The sequence below is a fragment of the Pedobacter gandavensis genome, assembly GCF_032677645.1.
GTDB lineage: Bacteria > Bacteroidota > Bacteroidia > Sphingobacteriales > Sphingobacteriaceae > Pedobacter > Pedobacter gandavensis_A.
Map to the genome: position 1 here is coordinate 271847 of NZ_JAVTSB010000008.1, position 16762 is coordinate 288608.

General features: G+C 42.8%; 18 protein-coding genes. 7 read left to right on the top strand and 11 right to left on the bottom strand.

Annotation, left to right across the window (positions count from 1 at the left end; all coding sequences use genetic code 11):
* Positions 1–1428, top strand: coding sequence for a hypothetical protein (locus tag R2Q66_RS15165; RefSeq protein WP_316750425.1), 1428 nt, complete (start codon positions 1–3; stop codon positions 1426–1428).
* A gap of 28 nt (positions 1429–1456) precedes the next feature.
* The gene (locus R2Q66_RS15170; RefSeq protein ID WP_316750427.1) at positions 1457–2413 is read left to right on the top strand and encodes a tail fiber domain-containing protein; all 957 of its coding nucleotides are present in this window, start codon (positions 1457–1459) and stop codon (positions 2411–2413) included.
* A gap of 98 nt (positions 2414–2511) precedes the next feature.
* On the opposite strand, the gene R2Q66_RS15175 is transcribed toward R2Q66_RS15170, so the two are convergent.
* Positions 2512–4662, bottom strand: a complete 2151-nt coding sequence (locus R2Q66_RS15175; protein ID WP_316750429.1) for a S9 family peptidase — start codon at positions 4660–4662, stop codon at positions 2512–2514.
* An 84-nt stretch (positions 4663–4746) separates the two neighbouring features.
* On the opposite strand from R2Q66_RS15175, the gene R2Q66_RS15180 reads away from it, so the two are divergent.
* From R2Q66_RS15180 to R2Q66_RS15200, 5 genes are all read left to right on the top strand, one after another.
* Entirely contained in the window at positions 4747–5340 is a 594-nt protein-coding gene (locus R2Q66_RS15180; protein WP_316750431.1) for a TlpA disulfide reductase family protein, read from the top strand.
* Positions 5341–5468: 128 nt separating this feature from the next.
* On the top strand, positions 5469–5879 hold the full coding sequence (locus R2Q66_RS15185; protein WP_316750433.1) for a hypothetical protein: 411 nt from the start codon (positions 5469–5471) through the stop codon (positions 5877–5879).
* A gap of 33 nt (positions 5880–5912) precedes the next feature.
* Complete coding sequence (locus R2Q66_RS15190) at positions 5913–6506, top strand: penicillin-binding protein activator LpoB (RefSeq protein ID WP_316750435.1); 594 nt, start codon at positions 5913–5915, stop codon at positions 6504–6506.
* 25 nt (positions 6507–6531) lie between these two features.
* Positions 6532–7968, top strand: a complete 1437-nt coding sequence (locus tag R2Q66_RS15195; RefSeq protein WP_316750437.1) for a hypothetical protein — start codon at positions 6532–6534, stop codon at positions 7966–7968.
* Between the two features lie 36 nt (positions 7969–8004).
* Positions 8005–8286, top strand: coding sequence for a hypothetical protein (locus R2Q66_RS15200; RefSeq protein ID WP_316750439.1), 282 nt, complete (start codon positions 8005–8007; stop codon positions 8284–8286).
* A gap of 72 nt (positions 8287–8358) precedes the next feature.
* Here R2Q66_RS15200 and R2Q66_RS15205 read toward each other — a convergent pair whose 3' ends face one another.
* From R2Q66_RS15205 to R2Q66_RS15250, 10 genes are all read right to left on the bottom strand, one after another.
* The gene (locus tag R2Q66_RS15205; RefSeq protein ID WP_316750440.1) at positions 8359–8910 is read right to left on the bottom strand and encodes a hypothetical protein; all 552 of its coding nucleotides are present in this window, start codon (positions 8908–8910) and stop codon (positions 8359–8361) included.
* 116 nt (positions 8911–9026) lie between these two features.
* Positions 9027–9320 carry a HigA family addiction module antitoxin gene (locus R2Q66_RS15210; protein ID WP_316750442.1) on the bottom strand — a complete coding sequence of 98 codons (294 nt, stop codon included), beginning with the start codon at positions 9318–9320 and terminating at the stop codon, positions 9027–9029.
* Positions 9321–9332: 12 nt separating this feature from the next.
* Positions 9333–9644 carry a type II toxin-antitoxin system RelE/ParE family toxin gene (locus R2Q66_RS15215; RefSeq protein WP_316750444.1) on the bottom strand — a complete coding sequence of 104 codons (312 nt, stop codon included), beginning with the start codon at positions 9642–9644 and terminating at the stop codon, positions 9333–9335.
* Positions 9645–9769: 125 nt separating this feature from the next.
* Positions 9770–11317, bottom strand: coding sequence for a YifB family Mg chelatase-like AAA ATPase (locus tag R2Q66_RS15220; protein ID WP_316750446.1), 1548 nt, complete (start codon positions 11315–11317; stop codon positions 9770–9772).
* Between the two features lie 147 nt (positions 11318–11464).
* On the bottom strand, positions 11465–12805 hold the full coding sequence (gene ffh, locus R2Q66_RS15225; RefSeq protein WP_316750448.1) for a signal recognition particle protein: 1341 nt from the start codon (positions 12803–12805) through the stop codon (positions 11465–11467).
* 84 nt (positions 12806–12889) lie between these two features.
* The gene (locus tag R2Q66_RS15230) at positions 12890–13888 is read right to left on the bottom strand and encodes a DUF3078 domain-containing protein (protein WP_316750450.1); all 999 of its coding nucleotides are present in this window, start codon (positions 13886–13888) and stop codon (positions 12890–12892) included.
* Positions 13889–13959: 71 nt separating this feature from the next.
* The gene (locus tag R2Q66_RS15235) at positions 13960–14265 is read right to left on the bottom strand and encodes a hypothetical protein (RefSeq protein WP_316750452.1); all 306 of its coding nucleotides are present in this window, start codon (positions 14263–14265) and stop codon (positions 13960–13962) included.
* Positions 14266–14291: 26 nt separating this feature from the next.
* Positions 14292–15119: a hypothetical protein gene (locus tag R2Q66_RS15240; RefSeq protein ID WP_316750454.1), complete on the bottom strand. Its 828-nt coding sequence runs from the start codon at positions 15117–15119 to the stop codon at positions 14292–14294.
* Positions 15120–15167: 48 nt separating this feature from the next.
* Entirely contained in the window at positions 15168–16079 is a 912-nt protein-coding gene (locus R2Q66_RS15245; RefSeq protein WP_316750456.1) for a glucosaminidase domain-containing protein, read from the bottom strand.
* Entirely contained in the window at positions 16079–16762 is a 684-nt protein-coding gene (locus R2Q66_RS15250; protein ID WP_316750458.1) for a glucosaminidase domain-containing protein, read from the bottom strand. Before R2Q66_RS15250 ends, R2Q66_RS15245 begins: the two co-directional genes overlap by 1 nt.

Below are 16762 nucleotides of genomic sequence, written 5' to 3' on the forward strand. Positions count from 1 at the left end.
ATGCAAATCAAACAAAAACGAAGAGATTATTGGATCAGATGTGCGATGGTTGCGATGGGTTTTGTGCTTTTTGCCCCAAAACAAGGGGCCGCGCAATTTGTGGGCAATCCACTGATTCCGGTTCCGGGATCAGTGATCATCTATACCAATGATGCGAAGGGCGGACACCATCAGGTAGCCACCCTAGCAGATCGGGATAGGCTGAGTCCGCTAAGACGCCAGCCGGGGATGCTCTGTACCGTCATGGATGATGGAACAGGGAAAACAAAAACCTATCAATTGATCTGTGCAGATGTGCCGGTAGAACTGGAAAATAATACCAACTGGGTATTGTTTGCGGCTGCCGGATCAGGAGCTGCGGGGAACAACCTGATTTACGGTGCGGGAATACCAGTTGCTGCAACAGGAAAAACCGGAGATTTTTACGTGAACACCACAGATCAAACGCTTTTTGGTCCGAAGAAAGAAGATGCCACCTGGCCCGCATTATTAGTACAGGGAACTCCTGCCGGTGCTGCCGGAGGCGCTTTAACAGGAACCTATCCGAATCCTTCGATTGCAGAAAAAGTAATTACCGTAGCGAATTTAAAATCCGATGCCGCAGATCAGGTAATGGTCAGCCGAGCAGATGGCGCGGTAACCTGGGTGGATAAAGCAACGCTTGGCGGTGGTGGCGGAAGCCCGGGGCCTTTCAATGGAAGCCGACCAATTACAGGGGGCTCTTATGCGGGGGTAAATCCAGGAACCAACGACCTTGCCAAATGGATTGAAGCCGTATTTTATCCTTCCCTGGGGCCTACGGCCAACTTAACCAGTAGTCCATCGGGTACGATAGAAATGGGACCCGCAGGGAATACGAACGTTACCCTGAACTGGACGGCCGGAAGGGCAATGGAGACCGCAGAAATCACCAGTGTCAATGTAGAAGGACAGGAAGTTTTAGGGACTTCTCCGGCTCCGGGCGCAAGTACGAGCGGAACGGTTAGCGTATCGGTTGCGGTCGCGGGAGGCGACAATCAGTCCAAATCATTCAGCATGACCGTAAAAACTGCCGACAATAAAAAAACGACTACCAATGCCGCTTTAAACTTTCAGTGGAAGCGCTATTATGGCTTCTTAACCGGGGGAGAGGATGGCGAAAGTTTTGCACCCGGCGATGCACAAATCCTGGGGCTGGCCCATAGTGAATTTGGGAGCGGAGCGGCAGTTGCTAATAAAACGGCTAATCCTACAGGGCGCCAGAAATTGGTGATTGCTTATCCTTCGAAATGGGGCGGAAATAAAATTGTGGTCGGCATTCTGGACTCTACCGGTGCTTTTGAAAGGACCAGCAGGTCTTTTAGAAATGCAGCAGGCGGTGTAATCGATTATGTGATTTTTGTACAAAAAGACAATACCGCAGCGGCTTTAACTTTTACCATTCAATAGTCCCCCTGATTCTAAATCTGAAAGAACAATGAAGAACTTTGAAAAATATATACCAATGAAAGCGATTTATACATTTTGTGTATTCCTGTGTCTGGCCTCATTTTCGGCTGTCGGACAAGTGAAAGTGATCGGTGCTTTAGAGCCAAATGACCTGACGGATAAATACTCCACCCATAGCGATATCTATGGAAAAGGAGGTTTCAGATCGGTGGCCGGCAATAAGGAAAGAGATGAGATTACACCTGCCAGAAGGTCGCCGGGGATGTTGGTCTATTCCATCCAGGAAGAGAAATTTTACCAGCTGAAAGGCGGTATTGCGAACAGCAACTGGGTAGAAAGTAAGATGGGCAGCGGTGCTGGTGGCGGTGAGACAGGTATCCTTGCCTTAGAAAAAGGAGGAACAGGTGCTGCAACTGCGGAGGAAGCAAGAACTAACCTCGGACTGGGCACACTCGCCATTCAGAATAAAGATGCGGTCGAAATCACCAAAGGGGCAATCGATGGGACGTTGATTGGTAATTCTAGCCCCGCACAGGGAAAGTTTACCACCCTTGATGTGAACTCAGAATTGACGGTAACGGGGCAGGTGATTGTGAACGGAGATATTAAAGCTTCCGGTGATGTGACTGCGAACTCCGATATCCGCTTGAAGAAGAACATTGAAACACTTCCTCCGGTTTCTGAACAGCTGAGAAGACTTCATGCAGTCTCTTACGACCGTCGCGATGTAGCCCTTCACCAGATTGGTTTTATCGCACAAAATGTGCAGGAATTCTTTCCCTCTTTAGTGAAAGCTGATACGGATCAAAAGAAAACCCTTTCCTTAAATTATCAGTCGATGACCGTTCCTTTATTGAAAGGATGGCAGGAACATGATGAGGAAATTGCGGTTCAGCAAAGGGAATTGAAAAGCCTGAAATCAGAAGTTGAAGAATTGAAAAAGGCCGTTGCGGAGTTAAAAGAATTGCTGAAAGCAAAGAAATAAGCGCGGGTAAAAACCACTCTTGGTAAGAATCCAAAAAAGTAAAAAGGCCGTTTCCGCTGTTTTAAGAGCAGTAGAAACGGCCTTTTTTTGAAATATCCTTATTTATTAATCCCTTCCAGGGCAAATAAGAACGAATAATTTAAGGCGATATCTTTCAGATAATCGAACCTGCCCGATGCGCCGCCATGGCCAAAATCCATATCTGTTTTAAGCAACAACACATTTTTATCGGTTTTGGTGGTTCTTAATTTTGCCACCCATTTAGCGGGTTCAAAATACTGCACCTGACTATCATGCAGCCCCGTGGTGACCAACATATTCGGGTACGCTTTTTTCTCAATGTTTTCATAGGGAGAATAGCTTTTCATGTAATCATAAGCGGCTTTTTCCTTCGGATTTCCCCATTCATCAAACTCGTTGGTGGTTAAAGGAATGCTTTCATCCAGCATCGTATTGATCACATCCACAAAAGGAACCTGGGCAATAATTCCATGCCACATATCCGGCGCCATATTGACTACCGCACCCATTAATAAGCCACCGGCACTACCGCCCTGCGCATATAAATGACCTTTACTGGTAAACTGCTGATCGATCAGGTATTGTCCGCAATCAATGAAATCAGTAAAAGTGTTCTTCTTTTTCATCAATTTCCCGTCCTCATACCATTGGCGGCCCATTTCCTGACCTCCACGGATGTGTGCAATCGCATAAACAAAGCCCCTGTTCAGTAAACTCAACCTGCTGCTATTGAACGTTGCATCCATACTGGCGCCATAAGAACCGTAGGCATATAATAATAAGGGTGCTTTACCATCCTTATTAAATCCTTTTTTATAGACCAGAGAAATCGGAACTGAGGTCCCATCTTTCGCTTTCGCATATAGGCGCTCCGAAACATAATCCTGCTTGTCATAGCCACCTACTACTTCCTGCTGTTTCATCAGCTGTTGAGTTTTAGTAGCTATGTTATAATCAAAAGTCGTCGTTGGCGTAGTTAGCGAGGAATACATATAACGCAGCGTTTTGCTTTGGTAATCCGGATTTGAACCTACCTGCGCCATATAAGTTGGCTCTTCAAAAGCGATATGGAAAGCCGCAGCTTTTAGCGGGCGAACCTCCAGTTGTGTCAATCCGTTTTTACGTTCCGTAACTACGATATGGGTTTTAAATTCGTCTACACCTTCCAGTAAAACATCTTTGCGGTGTGCAATAACTTCTTTCCAGTTTTCCCTGCCAGGTTTATCCAGCGGACATTCCATCAGGCGGAAGTTTTTAGCCTCCCAATTGGTTAGAATTAAGAATTTATCTTCTAAAGCGATCACATCATACAACACATCTTTTACCCTTGGCTGAAAAACTTTAAAGGCTTCATTCGGTTTATCCGCGTCCAGAATCCTCATCTCATTTGATTGCGTAGCCTGCGAGTAAATGAAAAGGTATTTACCAGATTTTGACTTGCCTACCCCGATATAATTTGACTTGTCTTTTTCCTCATAGACGGTCTCATCCAGTTTAGCATCGGTATTCAACACGTGTTTTTTTATCTTTTCACTCAGTAAAGTTTCCGGATTTTTTGCCGTGTAGAAAATGGTTTTATTATCGGCAGCCCAGGTGGCATCACCTTCCGTATTAGGGATGGCATCGTTAAAGAGCTCCCCGGTTTCCAGGTTTTTCACATGGATCACATATTGGCGTCTCGATACTTTATCTACACCAAAAGCCAGCATTTTATTGTCTGGACTGATGGTAAAGCCTGTTGCGGAATAATAGGGTAAACCTTCTGCCTCCTGATCCACATCTAAAAGAATCTCTTCTTTGGCCTCCAGACTTCCTTTTTTTCTACAGTATTTATAATATTGTTTGCCTTCTTCACTTCTGGTATAATAGAAATAACCATTTTTAAGTACCGGAACCGACTCATCTTTTTCCTTGATACGACCTTTCAGCTCTTTGAAAAGATCTGCCTGAAGTTGTTTCGTTCCGGCCATCATCGTATCCAGGTATTTGTTTTCTTCGGTCAGGTAATCGACTACCGCAGCACTGTCTTTACCTTTTTTAAAGTAGTCAATCATCCAGTAATAATTGTCTACCACTGTATCACCATGAATCGTTCTGATAAGAGGTTTAACTTCCGCTACCGGTGGAGTAGCATTTGGCCATTTATAGGGTTCCATTTTCTGCGCTTTGTTTGTACAGGACAAAGTTACGCTGAGTAACAGTAATCCCGGAAGAGTTTTTTTTATCATAAGTTAGTAAAGGTTCGGGCATATTCTCTACAAAATAGAATAATTTCTTTAATTTGGGGTGATCCCAATTAAAGATTTGTCGAGATGAGAAAGATGTTCAATAAAAGTAATGTGATAAATGTCCTGATGGGCGCGCTGATTCTGGTGGTTTTATTTGTACCATCGGCAAAAGCATTAATGATTCAGGGGCTGATGAAAGTGGGCTTATTTGCACCGGATACCAGTATTGAACATAGAAAAGCGATGGAAACGGAGCAGCCGGCAAGTCTGGCAGGTATCAAATTTAAAGATGCTGCGGGTAAAGAGTTGGATCTGGGCGACTTAAAAGGAAAAGTGATCTTCATTAACTTCTGGGCGACCTGGTGTCCTCCTTGTCTGGCGGAAATGCCGTCGGTCAATAAATTATATGAGCAATTCAAAACGGATCCTGATGTAGTTTTCATTATGGTGGATGCTGATAGCGATTTTCCAAAAGCAAAGAAATACATGGATAGAAAAGGATACCAGATGCCGGTTTTTGCGGTTGCAAGTCGCATTCCTCAGCAATTATTTGCGGGATCATTACCCACAACCGTAGTACTGGATAAACATGGCCGGATCTCTTACCATGAGGTTGGCGCTGCGGATTATGCGAACAAGAAATTTATCGATTTCATCAAACAGCTAAAAGCCGACTAACACCCTAAAAATTAACATTTTTTAACGTTGAAATGGCAGTTAGAAAGCGCTTCATGTTTACCTTTGTATAGCGAAATGATTGGCATAAATGTTGTCCTAATTTATAAGTCAGATAAAAACATAAAAAGATGAAACGAAATTTGATATTTATCTTAGCTTGCCTCAGCAGTCTTGTTTATTCTACCACGACTTATGCGCAAAAAACAGGGCTTGTTCCCGACCAGAATCCAAGGTATCAGGAAAGCCGCGCCAGATATATGGCACTGGCAGATTCTCTAAACCAGACTCAGGGGAGCACTGTTCAAAATACCTATAAAGCTTACGATTGGTATACCGCCAGAGAAGAGCGTCGTCAACAGCGCAGAGAAAGAAACAATAGCGACTGGTATAGTCCTTACGACTATAATGGCGGTTATTATTACCCTTCTTTCAATAATTATTACCCTCGCTTTGGCTATTCCTTAGGTTTAGGGTATGGACATTATGGTCGCCATGGAGGCTTTAACATCGGCTTCAACAGACATTGGGGAAGCTGGTAAAACACAACAACAGAAAATTTATTTTTTAATTATATGCAGTTCAAAAAGATAATAACCTTAGTGGCGATTGCCGCTTCTGGAATCATGATCAGTTCTTGCTCCAGACAAGTTACCCGCGTAAATCCAGATCAAACGATCGATATCAGCGGTAATTGGAACAATACAGATTCTAGATTGGTTGCCCAGGAAATGACACAAAGCATTTTGGGAAGCAAATGGTTGCCGGAATTCTTAGAATCACATGCGGGTAAAAAACCAGTGGTGATCGTGGGTATGGTGACTAACAAAAGCCATGAGCATATTGATGCAGAGACTTTCGTAAAAGATGTAGAGCAGGCTTTTATCCAGAGTGGCCGTGTAAGATTGGTTCAGGGCGGTAAAAAAAGAGAAGAATTGCGTGCAGAAAAAGCAGATCAGCAAGACAATGCTTCCGTATCAACGATGAAGAAATTCGGATTGGAAAACGGAGCTGATTATATCTTGCAGGGATCTATCAATTCTATTGTAGATTCGCACAAAAGACAAAAGGTAGTTTATTACCAGGTAAATCTGGAACTGACCAACATTCAGACCAATGAAGTGGTGTGGATTGGCGATAAGAAAATCACGAAATACGTTAAAAATTAGTCTGGCTTAACAGGCTAAAGATAACATGGTTAATATCCGAAATTATACTTTTAGAGCATCAGTCTTAATCGGAATGATGCTCTTTCTTTTTAGCTGTTCCAGCTATAATGAGATGATTGCGCCATATTATAAGCAAATGGCTACCGGTAATTATACCGAGGCAATGAAGGAGCTGGAAAAGAATAAACTCCTGCAAAAACCACGGAATAAACTGCTGTTCCTGATGGAAAAGGGCAAAGTTGCGCACCTGATGGGCGAGTATGAAAATAGCAACCGCTACTTTAATGAGGCCGATCAGCTGTTGGAAGATGGACTGGGTGGCACCATGGATGCCGTAGTTGGCACTCTAGTGAACCCGATGAATCAGGTGTATAAAGGAGAAGACTTTGAGAAGTTCATGATCCATTATTATAAGGCCCTGAATTATGTTTATCTGGGGAAACCCGAAGATGCTATTGTGGAAGCAAGACGCATCGGATTAACGGCACAGGAGCAGGGCGATAAGTTCAATAATAAGGACAACCGCTATTCAAAAGATGCTTTTTCGTTAATGCTTCAAGGCTTGATTTACGAGTATGATGGCGATATGAACAATGCTTTTATTGCCTATCGTAATGCTGCGGAAGTTTACCTGAACAGCAAAGACCAGACGTATTACGGCACCCCAATGCCGGAAGCGCTGAAAAAGGATGTCTTGCGGACAGCCGCTGCCATGGGCTTTACCGCAGAACTATACCGTTTTGAGGAGCTGTTTAAACTGAAGTATGTCCCGGAAAAAGCACCTGAAGGTGGCGAACTGGTCTTCTTTTGGGAAAATGGATTAGCACCGGTAAAAGCACAGGAAGAGTTCTTCTTTTCTTTGGTCAAAGGAGAAGATGGCAATTTGTTCTTTACCAATGTTGGGGGAACGATCATCATTCCTTTCGGCAGTGGTTATGGTACTGGCGATAATTTTAACGTCAATGCGATCCAGAGTTTAAGAGCTACCTACCCGAAATATGTGAGTCGCGCGCCGTTTTATAGCAGTGCAACTTTAACGGATGGAACCACGACGGTTGGCTTTGAACAAGCAGAAAACATCAACGAGCTGGCCTATAAAACCTTACAACAGCGTTTCGTAAAGGAAATGAGTAAGCTTTTAACCCGCCTTGCGGTAAAGAAAAGCGCGGAATATGTGTTGAAGGAAAGCTCCAAAGGAACCGGAAAGAACGGAAAGGACAACAGCCTGTTAGAAGGACTCGGTTTTGGCGTTCAGCTGTACAGTCTGCTTTCGGAGAAAGCGGATACCAGAAACTGGCAATCTTTGCCCGCAACGATTAACTTTGCGCGGATCCCTTTGCAAAAAGGAAAAAACACCATTACGCTGAATTTGAAAGCAGCGAATGGAACAGAAGAAACAAAAACAATAGAAGTGACGGGTACAGGAAGGTTGCAGTTTTATGACTACTCCAGCTTGCGCTAGTCGCGATTATCAGATCAATAAATTAGAATAAAAATTATGCAAGAGCCTTTTGATATTGAAATAGGGGATGTGAGTTACGCGGTTTTTCCAGAAGGAAATGATACCTATGTAATTTTTAAAGAAGGTAAAGAATATGCACATATTCAAAAAGATACTGACCTTCAATGGTTGAAACTGGATGAAGAAACAGCGCTTCCTTTATTCGAGTTCGATGAAGAAATCAATAATATCGGTAGAGAGATTATGGCATATGTGCCGGAAGTAGAAGAGGAAGACGAAGAAGGCGAAGGGCAGGACGACGAGGAAGAAGAAGCGTAGTTAATAGTTAAAAAGAGGAGGGTGTAAAATCATTGGTGTCTTTGGCTGTGTAGGTTATAGCTGACACTTGTTTTACACCTTCTGTTTTTTTAAGGAAACTGGTCTTTTAAGGGCGGTGATGATTTTTGTGATGTTCCCTAAAGCAATTCCATAATCCTTCGCCATTTGGCGGTAAGTGGCGTTCAAATAAGTCTCGTCATTTAAAAAATGAAAGATGAGCATCAATCCCGTTTTCGTAAATCCAGGTGCTTTTTGAGGGGGTGTAGGGACTTTATTCTTGTATCCTTCCAAAAAAAAGAACCAGTCTTCTTTTCTAAGGTAAGAGTTCCCGGCAAGGTCTAAATAGTTCAACTTCAGTGCCCGTAATTGTTCCCTGGTGGCAGGATAAATCACTTCTGCAACTATGATAAAGTCGCCTATTTCTTCTTTTAGTTCAAGGAATTGAACAAGGTGAAGATACTTTACATCCTTTTTGAATACAGCAGGCATACGCTGTCTTTCATCATCGTTTGTTATCTCAATATACCCACTTACATCTTTTCGCTTTGTATTAGGCTCGAATGTTGCTGTAATACCAATGTTTTCTTGAAAAATCTGCAATATATGATAGATCCGTTCTTCCATGTTCAGTTTATCACCCTGTTCACTAAATAGTGAACAGGGTGATAAACTGAACATGCCTTAATACTAGAACTGTCCGTCAATTCTCTTTTTTCTATTGATCCTTTTGAAATAGCTTTTTAATGGGCCATTGCTTCTTTACGAGCCTCCTGCAAATCATAGGCGGTCTGTAAACCAATCCAATATTCTGCACTGATTCCTAAGACCTTTTCCAGCTTTAAGGCAAGTGTGATAGATATGTTCCTTTTACCAGTAAATATCTGGCTCAAATTATTTGGAAGTACACCAAGTTCCCTGGCTAATTCCTTTTTCATTAACTTACGTTCTTCTATTTCCTCTAGTAGGAATATCCCAGGATGAAATGCCTGAATGGTGATTTCAGTTCCTTTATTATCAAATACTTGATTGTTCATAATAGGTTGTCTTTAAGCATAGTGATTGTTTATTTCTTCAACTACAATGATTTCAACATGAATTTCTTCTTTTTCGATGGTGAAAATCATCCTATAGGCTAATGTTAATCTAATGGAGTATCGGCCTTTATACCGGCCTGATCGTAGTTTTTCAAAATGTAAGGACTTAATGGCCCTTAAATCTCGTGTGTCTTTTGCTTCAGTGATCTGAAAAATTCTTTGTTTAAATTTCTCTATCACTTCAACTGGAAAGTCTTGTTTGCCAAATAACTCCTGGCATGTGAGGATCACATTAAGGTATTCATCTTGAATTTTTACTTTCATTAGGTTGTTTTTATGGTGGTTTTCTCTGCATAAATTTGATTTTTAGTCTAAACCAAATTTACATAATTAAAGTCAACTTATCAAACTTTGATCATGATCTGTTTGTGATCTTTTTACTGTGGCCTCTAAGAAGCCCAGCTATCCCGGTCCAGGCTGCGGTAATTAATCGCTTCCGCTAAATGTTCCGTTCTGATGTCTTCTGTTCCGGCGAGATCTGCGATTGTTCTTGCTACTTTTAATATCCTATCATAGGCCCTGGCCGATAAACCCAGATTTTCCATAGCCTTTTTAATCAGGGCCTGTCCTTTTTTATCGATCTGACAAACTTGTCGTACCATTCCCGAATTCATTTGTGCATTGCAATGCAGATCTGGTCTGCCCTGAAATCTGCCCGCCTGAATCGTTCTTGCGGCAATCACCCTTGCTCTGATCTCCTCACTTTTTTCGGCAGGAGCGGAAGAGGTTAGCTCTTTAAAATTTACGGGTGTCACTTCTACATGGAGGTCTATCCGATCCAGTAAAGGGCCGGAAATCTTGCTCAGGTACTTTTGCACCAGGCCAGAACCACAGGTACATTCTTTCGTTGGGTGGTTATAGAATCCGCAGGGACAGGGGTTCATAGAGGCGATCAGCATGAAACTCGCCGGGTAGCTCACACTTAATTTCGCTCTGGAAATGGTGATGTTCCGGTCTTCCAATGGCTGACGCATCACTTCCAGCACACTTCTTTTAAATTCCGGCAGTTCATCAAGGAACAGCACCCCGTTATGGGCCAGAGAAATCTCGCCGGGCTGAGGATTTGCCCCACCCCCGACTAAAGCGACGTCCGAAATCGTGTGGTGGGGACAACGGTAAGGCCTACTCGTCATCAGCGCATCAAGGCCGTTCAGCTTTCCGGCAACGGAATGGATTTTCGTTGTTTCCAGTGCTTCCGGAATACTTAAGGGGGGTAAAATACTGGGTAACCTCTTCGCCAGCATGGTTTTTCCGGCACCAGGCGGGCCAATCAGAATCAAATTATGACCACCAGCCGCAGCGATTTCTAAAGCCCGCTTGATCTGCTCCTGACCCTTTACCTCAGAAAAATCATGTTCAAATCCTGCTGGTAAAGGGAGCGTTTCGGGGAAGAATGCTTCAGGTGGCAAAGTAGGCGCTGGTTTTTCCGAAGGATGCTTAAAAAACTGAACCACTTCCAATAGGTTCCTCATCCCATAAACCAGCAATTCGGTTACGATGGCTGCTTCTCTGGAATTGTCTCCGGGGAGGATGAAACCTTTGAACCCTGCCGCATGGGCCTGTATGGCAATCGGCAAGGCACCCCTGATTGGCTGTAATCCGCCGTCTAAGGAAAGTTCTCCCATAATGAAGTACTGATCGGTCTCTGTGGCTTCGATTTGCCCGGAGGCAGCGAGAATGGCGATGGCAATAGGCAGGTCATATGCAGAACCTTCTTTACGGATATCTGCGGGGGCGAGATTGATCACAATCTTCTGCCGGGGCATCTTTAACCCGGCCGACTGGATCGCAGATTCTATCCTTCTTAAACTTTCTCTGATCGTATTATCCGGCAAACCAACAATATGGTATTTGTTGCCTCCGCCAATGCAGACTTCAATTGTAATGGTCAGGGCATCGACGCCAAAAACGGCGCTTCCATAAGTTTTTACCAGCATAGTTAACAGGATCAGGTTCTGGTCTAATCTATGCGCCTAACGGATACAGTGGTTAGAATCCGGCAAATAAATTCCAAATAAAAAACCCGGCCTTGAAGGACCGGGTTTTCCATATTTATCAAAAAATATTCTTTTTAAGCGCTGAACCTACATTCTGCCCATTGGCATTTTAGGCATGTTCTTCATCATTTTCGCTGCTGCTGCAGGATTAGAGAACTGCTTCATTACTTTACGCATATCTTCAAACTGTTTGATCAGTTTTGTTACATCTTCTACTTTGTTTCCGGAACCTTTCGCAATTCTAGAGCGTCTGCTTTGTTCGATGCTATCTGGATTTTCGCGTTCAAATTTGGTCATCGACTGAATAATGGCTTCTACATTTTTAAAAGCATCATCTTCGATCTCCACATTTTTCATCATTTTGCTAACGCCTGGAATCATGCCCATCAAGTCTTTCATGTTACCCATTTTCTTGATCTGCTGAATCTGGCTGTAGAAATCGTTGAAATCGAACTTGTTCTTACGGATTTTCTTTTGAAGTTCTGCTGCTTCTTTCTCATCAAACTGCTCTTGTGCACGTTCAACAAGGGAAACCACGTCACCCATACCTAAGATACGGGAAGCCATTCTTTCCGGATAAAACACATCCAGGGCTTCCATTTTCTCACCGGTACCAATAAATTTAATCGGCTTGTTCACTACCGATTTAATCGATAATGCCGCACCACCACGCGTATCACCATCCAGTTTGGTTAACACCACACCGGTAAAGTCTAAGCGCTCATTGAACGTTTTTGCCGTATTCACCGCATCCTGACCGGTCATGGCATCCACCACGAATAAAATTTCGTGAGGTTTGGTATGTTCTTTTACGGCAGCGATCTCGTTCATCATCTCCTCGTCTATTGCTAAACGACCTGCCGTATCAATAATAATTACATTGTTGTGGTTCTTTTTACCTTCAGCAATACCTTCCATGGCGATAGCAACCGGATCTTTCGACGCGATATTCGCATAAACAGGCACCCCAATCTGCTCCCCAAGGATCTGCAACTGGTCTACCGCCGCAGGGCGATACATATCACCGGCAACTAATAAAGGTTTTTTGCCTTTACTTTTCAGGTGATTGGCCAGTTTTCCGGCGAAGGTAGTTTTACCTGCACCATTCAGTCCGGCGATCAATATGATGGTAGGATTGGTTTTAAGATCTAACTCTGTCACTTCACCACCCATTAAGGCAGTCAGTTCATCGTTCATTACTTTGGTCAGCAACTGACCTGGAGAAACAGCTGTAAGTACATTTAAGCCCAGTGCTTTTTCTTTCACCTCATCAGTGAAGCTCTTGGCTGTTTTGTAATTTACGTCGGCATCTAACAAAGCCTTACGGATTTCCTTCATGGTTTCGGCCACGTTGATTTCTGTAATACTGCCTTGTCCTTTTAAAACTTTAAATGCACGGTCTAGTTTATCCTGTAAATTTTCAAACATTTTCTTTAATGCTTAGTGTTCAATTTTTTGTGAAAGCCAAAGTTATTAAATTTGGCGGAATGAATGGGGAATATTTATAAAGTATTACCTCGGGAAAACAAACATCACGCCGAGGGCGAGGACCTGACTGGCTTGAATCCGCGGATCATTATCCTTATCAAACAGTCCTACGCAGGTAAGGGATACATTCATCAGCCTGTTTAGCTTCGATCTTACCTCTACATCCAGACGGTGATCGATATGCGCCAAAGGCCTGTCGTATGGAATAAACATCTGATACCTTGATTTTAAGAAGGTATTTGTAAATACTTCTTTCTCAAAATTGGCAACCACCTGGAAAGCGAGCTCATTCTTGAACTTCTTGCCTCTTTCCAAACCGTAATTGCTGTTGTTATTTTTATAAATCGTGGTGTCTAATACAAAAGTCTGACGGGCGGTACCGGTACCAATCCTCGTAGAGAAATACTTATTCGGTTTATACTCAAAACCCATGGATTCTGTTAGATACCCCGGAGCCATGAATCTGGAAATCAGGATCTCTGATTCCACACCATCACTATTGGTAGAATATTTAAAACCTTTGTCAAATTGAGATTCAAAGTTGATGGAACCAAAGAAGTACCAGTTTTTAGACATCTGGATAGCGGCCTTGTTGTCCCAGAAAATACGATCTCTGGTCTTTTTCTGAAGTTGTCCTTTATTTCTCACTTTTCCGTATTCCAGGATCAGTTCGCTCACATAACTATAGCTTTCTTTGCTGTATTCTGCTTTATAATTCACCAATCCACCGATAGCCAGAGAGTTTACCCCACCACCTTTCCAGTTGTTCGAAAAGGTTGCCTGGTTAAAATTGATGCCGACAGAGGTTCTGGTTTTCCAGTAATTCACTTTCGCGTCTACTACAACCGGAGCGAGTGCTACAGGCTTGAAATTCAGGTTCCCCGTTCTGGAAGGCAGGGGACTGCGTTTAAGTTTGATGTCTAAACCTTTAGTGTCAATAGGAATACTATCTACTTCCTGGGCAAAGGCGGAATTTAGGGACACGACTAAAATCAATAAGAAGCTGGCGTAAAAAATCTTCATTCCTACAAAGAAAAACAAAAATGTGGCTTATTAAAAGTTTAATAGCAAACTAATTGCAGATGCTGAGGTAATTACGGTTTTTCGGCACGATAAGGCCACCAGGCGCAGAACTTACGTTGCTTTAAGTAGCTCAAATTCCGCTCATTGGCATAGGCTTCGCGTTCAAAGCGGATGTTAAAGTAGGCCAGATAGTGATTTTTAAAGCGATAAAGGTTCAGTAAATAGTTCAATCCATACAAAATATAGAAGGGTAGAATCAGTAATTCCAGTTGCTGACGCAGGTGAATCCGCTCATGATTGATTAAGACCGCATTGTTCTTTTGATTTTTATGTTGCAGCAGGATAAAGGGAAAGATGGCCATTGCATTGGCAGACATCCGGGGCCGTATCACAAAGAAATACCTCAAAACTCATCAACGGTTAATTTCGGGAGTGGCTTCAGTCTGAATGCGGCCGGATTACGCTTATAACTGGCATAACTGTTTTTCAGGAACACGATAAACGCATAGTCAGATGCCGTTAAAGCAAACTGATAGGTCGGCCGGTATTGTTCCATAAAATCTGCGGCTTCATAATCACTGATATGGAGTACTCTTTTGACATATTCCGGCTTAAACCGATAGTCAATAATAGCTTCTTTATAGTCTTTTTCAAGGATCTTTTGCAGGTGTCTGGCGTTCTTACCATCGCGGCTCAACAGGTTGTAAATGGCATCAATACCGAGCCCTACGCCCCCGGTTCCCAGATTCAACAGGTCTTTTGCCTTGCCTTTATCCAGGGCATATTTGTATTCTTTTAAAGTCTGTTCATGGCGCTGCTGAGGATTATATTTCTCCCCTAAAATGGCCACTTCCCGCAGGTTAATTCCCAAAGATTTCAATTGAAAATAAACGGCTTTCTGGCCTTTATACACCATGGTGTCCAGGGCATAGCCTTGTAAAACAGCGAATAAGGTATCCCCAACGGATGCTTTGATGGTAAATTCTCCTTTGGGGTTATTGTAAATCCCTTCGTCCTGACTGGAATTATAGATATAAACCTTTGCCAGACGTAATTTCGAGTCATTATCAATCACAAAACCACGCACACCATCTTGTGGAACAGCTGATGGGGCCAGGCCAGGTTTTTGCGTACCAGGTCGCTGAAATCCGGATTGCTGAAAACCAGATTGCTGTGCAAAGATTTTAAAACTTAGAAAAGAAAGTATAAAGAATAAACCTAACCGCTTCATTAAATACAAAATTACAAGATATCCAGCGCTCCGGATTAAAGATTAACATTATTTAACTAAGATTAGTTTCTGGCCGATTTTTATTCCTTCTTCTGCAAGGTTATTCAGCATTTTGATATCCTCAATGCTAATGGTGAATCTTTTAGAAAGGTTGTAAAGGGTATCTCCTTTTTGTACGGTATACGTTCTGCCAAGGCCCGAATTGTCTACCGAATCTGGTCTGGCAACTACGGTTCCTGTGGTATCTGATGGCGTTTTGATCACTTGTTTAGAGGGCGGAGTAGCTACCGGCGTAAACTTTTTCTTTTCCTGAGTGATGCCTGCATTGATTTCTGAAAACACCTTGTCTTCTCTTTTCAATTTCTCTCTTTCCGTCTCCGATTGGTCGTATTGATTCAATTGATACTTTTCAATAATATTGATCAACATGGTTGGATACTTCGGATTGGTGGCATAACCTGCCTGCTTTAGCCCGTAAGCCCAGTTTTTATAGTCATTCTTGTCCAGTTCAAAAAGAAAACTGTAACGTTTTCTTTTGAGAAACTGTGAATGGTCTTTATAGGATTCTCTCGCATCTTTATACACGCGAAAGCAATCGTCAGCTTTGTCGTCATCTTTATAATAAGCCTTTCCTTTCCATTCAGAAGTACATTTAATGCCGAAATGGTTGTTGGCAAATTTGGCCAGACTACTATTCCCGCTACCTGATTCAATGATTCCTTGTGCCAGGGTAATACTTGCAGGGATTCCAAAAGCATTCATCTCTTCAATCGCCACCCCTTTAAAGGAATCAATGTAGTTTAAAGTGGTATAAGAAGGGGCATTTGGATTGGCTTTCGTGGCTGCTTTCTCTATTTGCTTGTTATTGCGACTGTATTGTTTGGTTTTACAGGCAAAGAATAGCGGGAGAATCAGTGCAAGAAGTACGATTCTACTTTTAATTAGAAAATTATTGTTCATTAGATTCTTATTTTTTGTCCGGGCTTCAGGCGTATGCTCTTCAATCCGTTCTTTTTCATAATTGCTTTGGTACTGGTGTGGTAACGTTTGGCGATGGTACTCAAATTATCTCCGCTTTTTACTGTATATCGCCTTCCGGAGGTTGTAGAAGCCTTTTTTGCAGGCCTTTTTGACACCACAACTGCGGGTTCTACATAATCTTCCGGTCTTTCATCATACTGGTAAAGCTCGTATTTTTTGATGAGACCAACGATTTGGGAGGCCCAGGAGCGACTGGCGGCATAACCTCCACGCTGAATTCCTCTGGCCCAGGCGCGGTAATCATACTGGTCGTATTTGTCGAACATCGGGTTAAAAGTGGCCCTGCTTTTCAAAAACTCAATAAAATGATCATAAGAAGCGTCTACGGATTCATAATCGCGGTAAGCGGAGCGGATTTCCGTATTGCTGTTGGGCCCTTTAATCCCGAAATGGTTGTTCATATAACGGGCAATCTTGCTTTGTCCGGCTGCCGATTCATGAATGGCAACTGCAATAATCACGCTGGCCGGAATCCCATTGTCGCGCATCAGCTCTTGTGCATGATCTACGCGTTCTGCAATATAATCTTCTGTACTTTGGGCCTGCGCAGTAACACTAAAAAGCGTGATACTGAGCAAAATCGACCATAGTTTTTTAACCAT

Coding starts and splice junctions, on each gene's coding strand:
- R2Q66_RS15175 (WP_316750429.1), bottom strand. CDS start 4,662: ATGATAAAAAAAACTCTTCCGGGATTACTGTTACTCAGCGTAACTTTG.
- R2Q66_RS15210 (WP_316750442.1), bottom strand. CDS start 9,320: ATGAACAATCAAGTATTTGATAATAAAGGAACTGAAATCACCATTCAG.
- R2Q66_RS15185 (WP_316750433.1), top strand. CDS start 5,469: ATGAAACGAAATTTGATATTTATCTTAGCTTGCCTCAGCAGTCTTGTT.
- R2Q66_RS15250 (WP_316750458.1), bottom strand. CDS start 16,762: ATGGTTAAAAAACTATGGTCGATTTTGCTCAGTATCACGCTTTTTAGT.
- R2Q66_RS15245 (WP_316750456.1), bottom strand. CDS start 16,079: ATGAACAATAATTTTCTAATTAAAAGTAGAATCGTACTTCTTGCACTG.
- R2Q66_RS15190 (WP_316750435.1), top strand. CDS start 5,913: ATGCAGTTCAAAAAGATAATAACCTTAGTGGCGATTGCCGCTTCTGGA.
- R2Q66_RS15195 (WP_316750437.1), top strand. CDS start 6,532: ATGGTTAATATCCGAAATTATACTTTTAGAGCATCAGTCTTAATCGGA.
- R2Q66_RS15165 (WP_316750425.1), top strand. CDS start 1: ATGCAAATCAAACAAAAACGAAGAGATTATTGGATCAGATGTGCGATG.
- R2Q66_RS15220 (WP_316750446.1), bottom strand. CDS start 11,317: ATGCTGGTAAAAACTTATGGAAGCGCCGTTTTTGGCGTCGATGCCCTG.
- R2Q66_RS15235 (WP_316750452.1), bottom strand. CDS start 14,265: ATGTCTGCCAATGCAATGGCCATCTTTCCCTTTATCCTGCTGCAACAT.
- R2Q66_RS15230 (WP_316750450.1), bottom strand. CDS start 13,888: ATGAAGATTTTTTACGCCAGCTTCTTATTGATTTTAGTCGTGTCCCTA.
- R2Q66_RS15205 (WP_316750440.1), bottom strand. CDS start 8,910: ATGGAAGAACGGATCTATCATATATTGCAGATTTTTCAAGAAAACATT.
- R2Q66_RS15180 (WP_316750431.1), top strand. CDS start 4,747: ATGAGAAAGATGTTCAATAAAAGTAATGTGATAAATGTCCTGATGGGC.
- R2Q66_RS15200 (WP_316750439.1), top strand. CDS start 8,005: ATGCAAGAGCCTTTTGATATTGAAATAGGGGATGTGAGTTACGCGGTT.
- ffh (WP_316750448.1), bottom strand. CDS start 12,805: ATGTTTGAAAATTTACAGGATAAACTAGACCGTGCATTTAAAGTTTTA.
- R2Q66_RS15215 (WP_316750444.1), bottom strand. CDS start 9,644: ATGAAAGTAAAAATTCAAGATGAATACCTTAATGTGATCCTCACATGC.
- R2Q66_RS15240 (WP_316750454.1), bottom strand. CDS start 15,119: ATGAAGCGGTTAGGTTTATTCTTTATACTTTCTTTTCTAAGTTTTAAA.
- R2Q66_RS15170 (WP_316750427.1), top strand. CDS start 1,457: ATGAAGAACTTTGAAAAATATATACCAATGAAAGCGATTTATACATTT.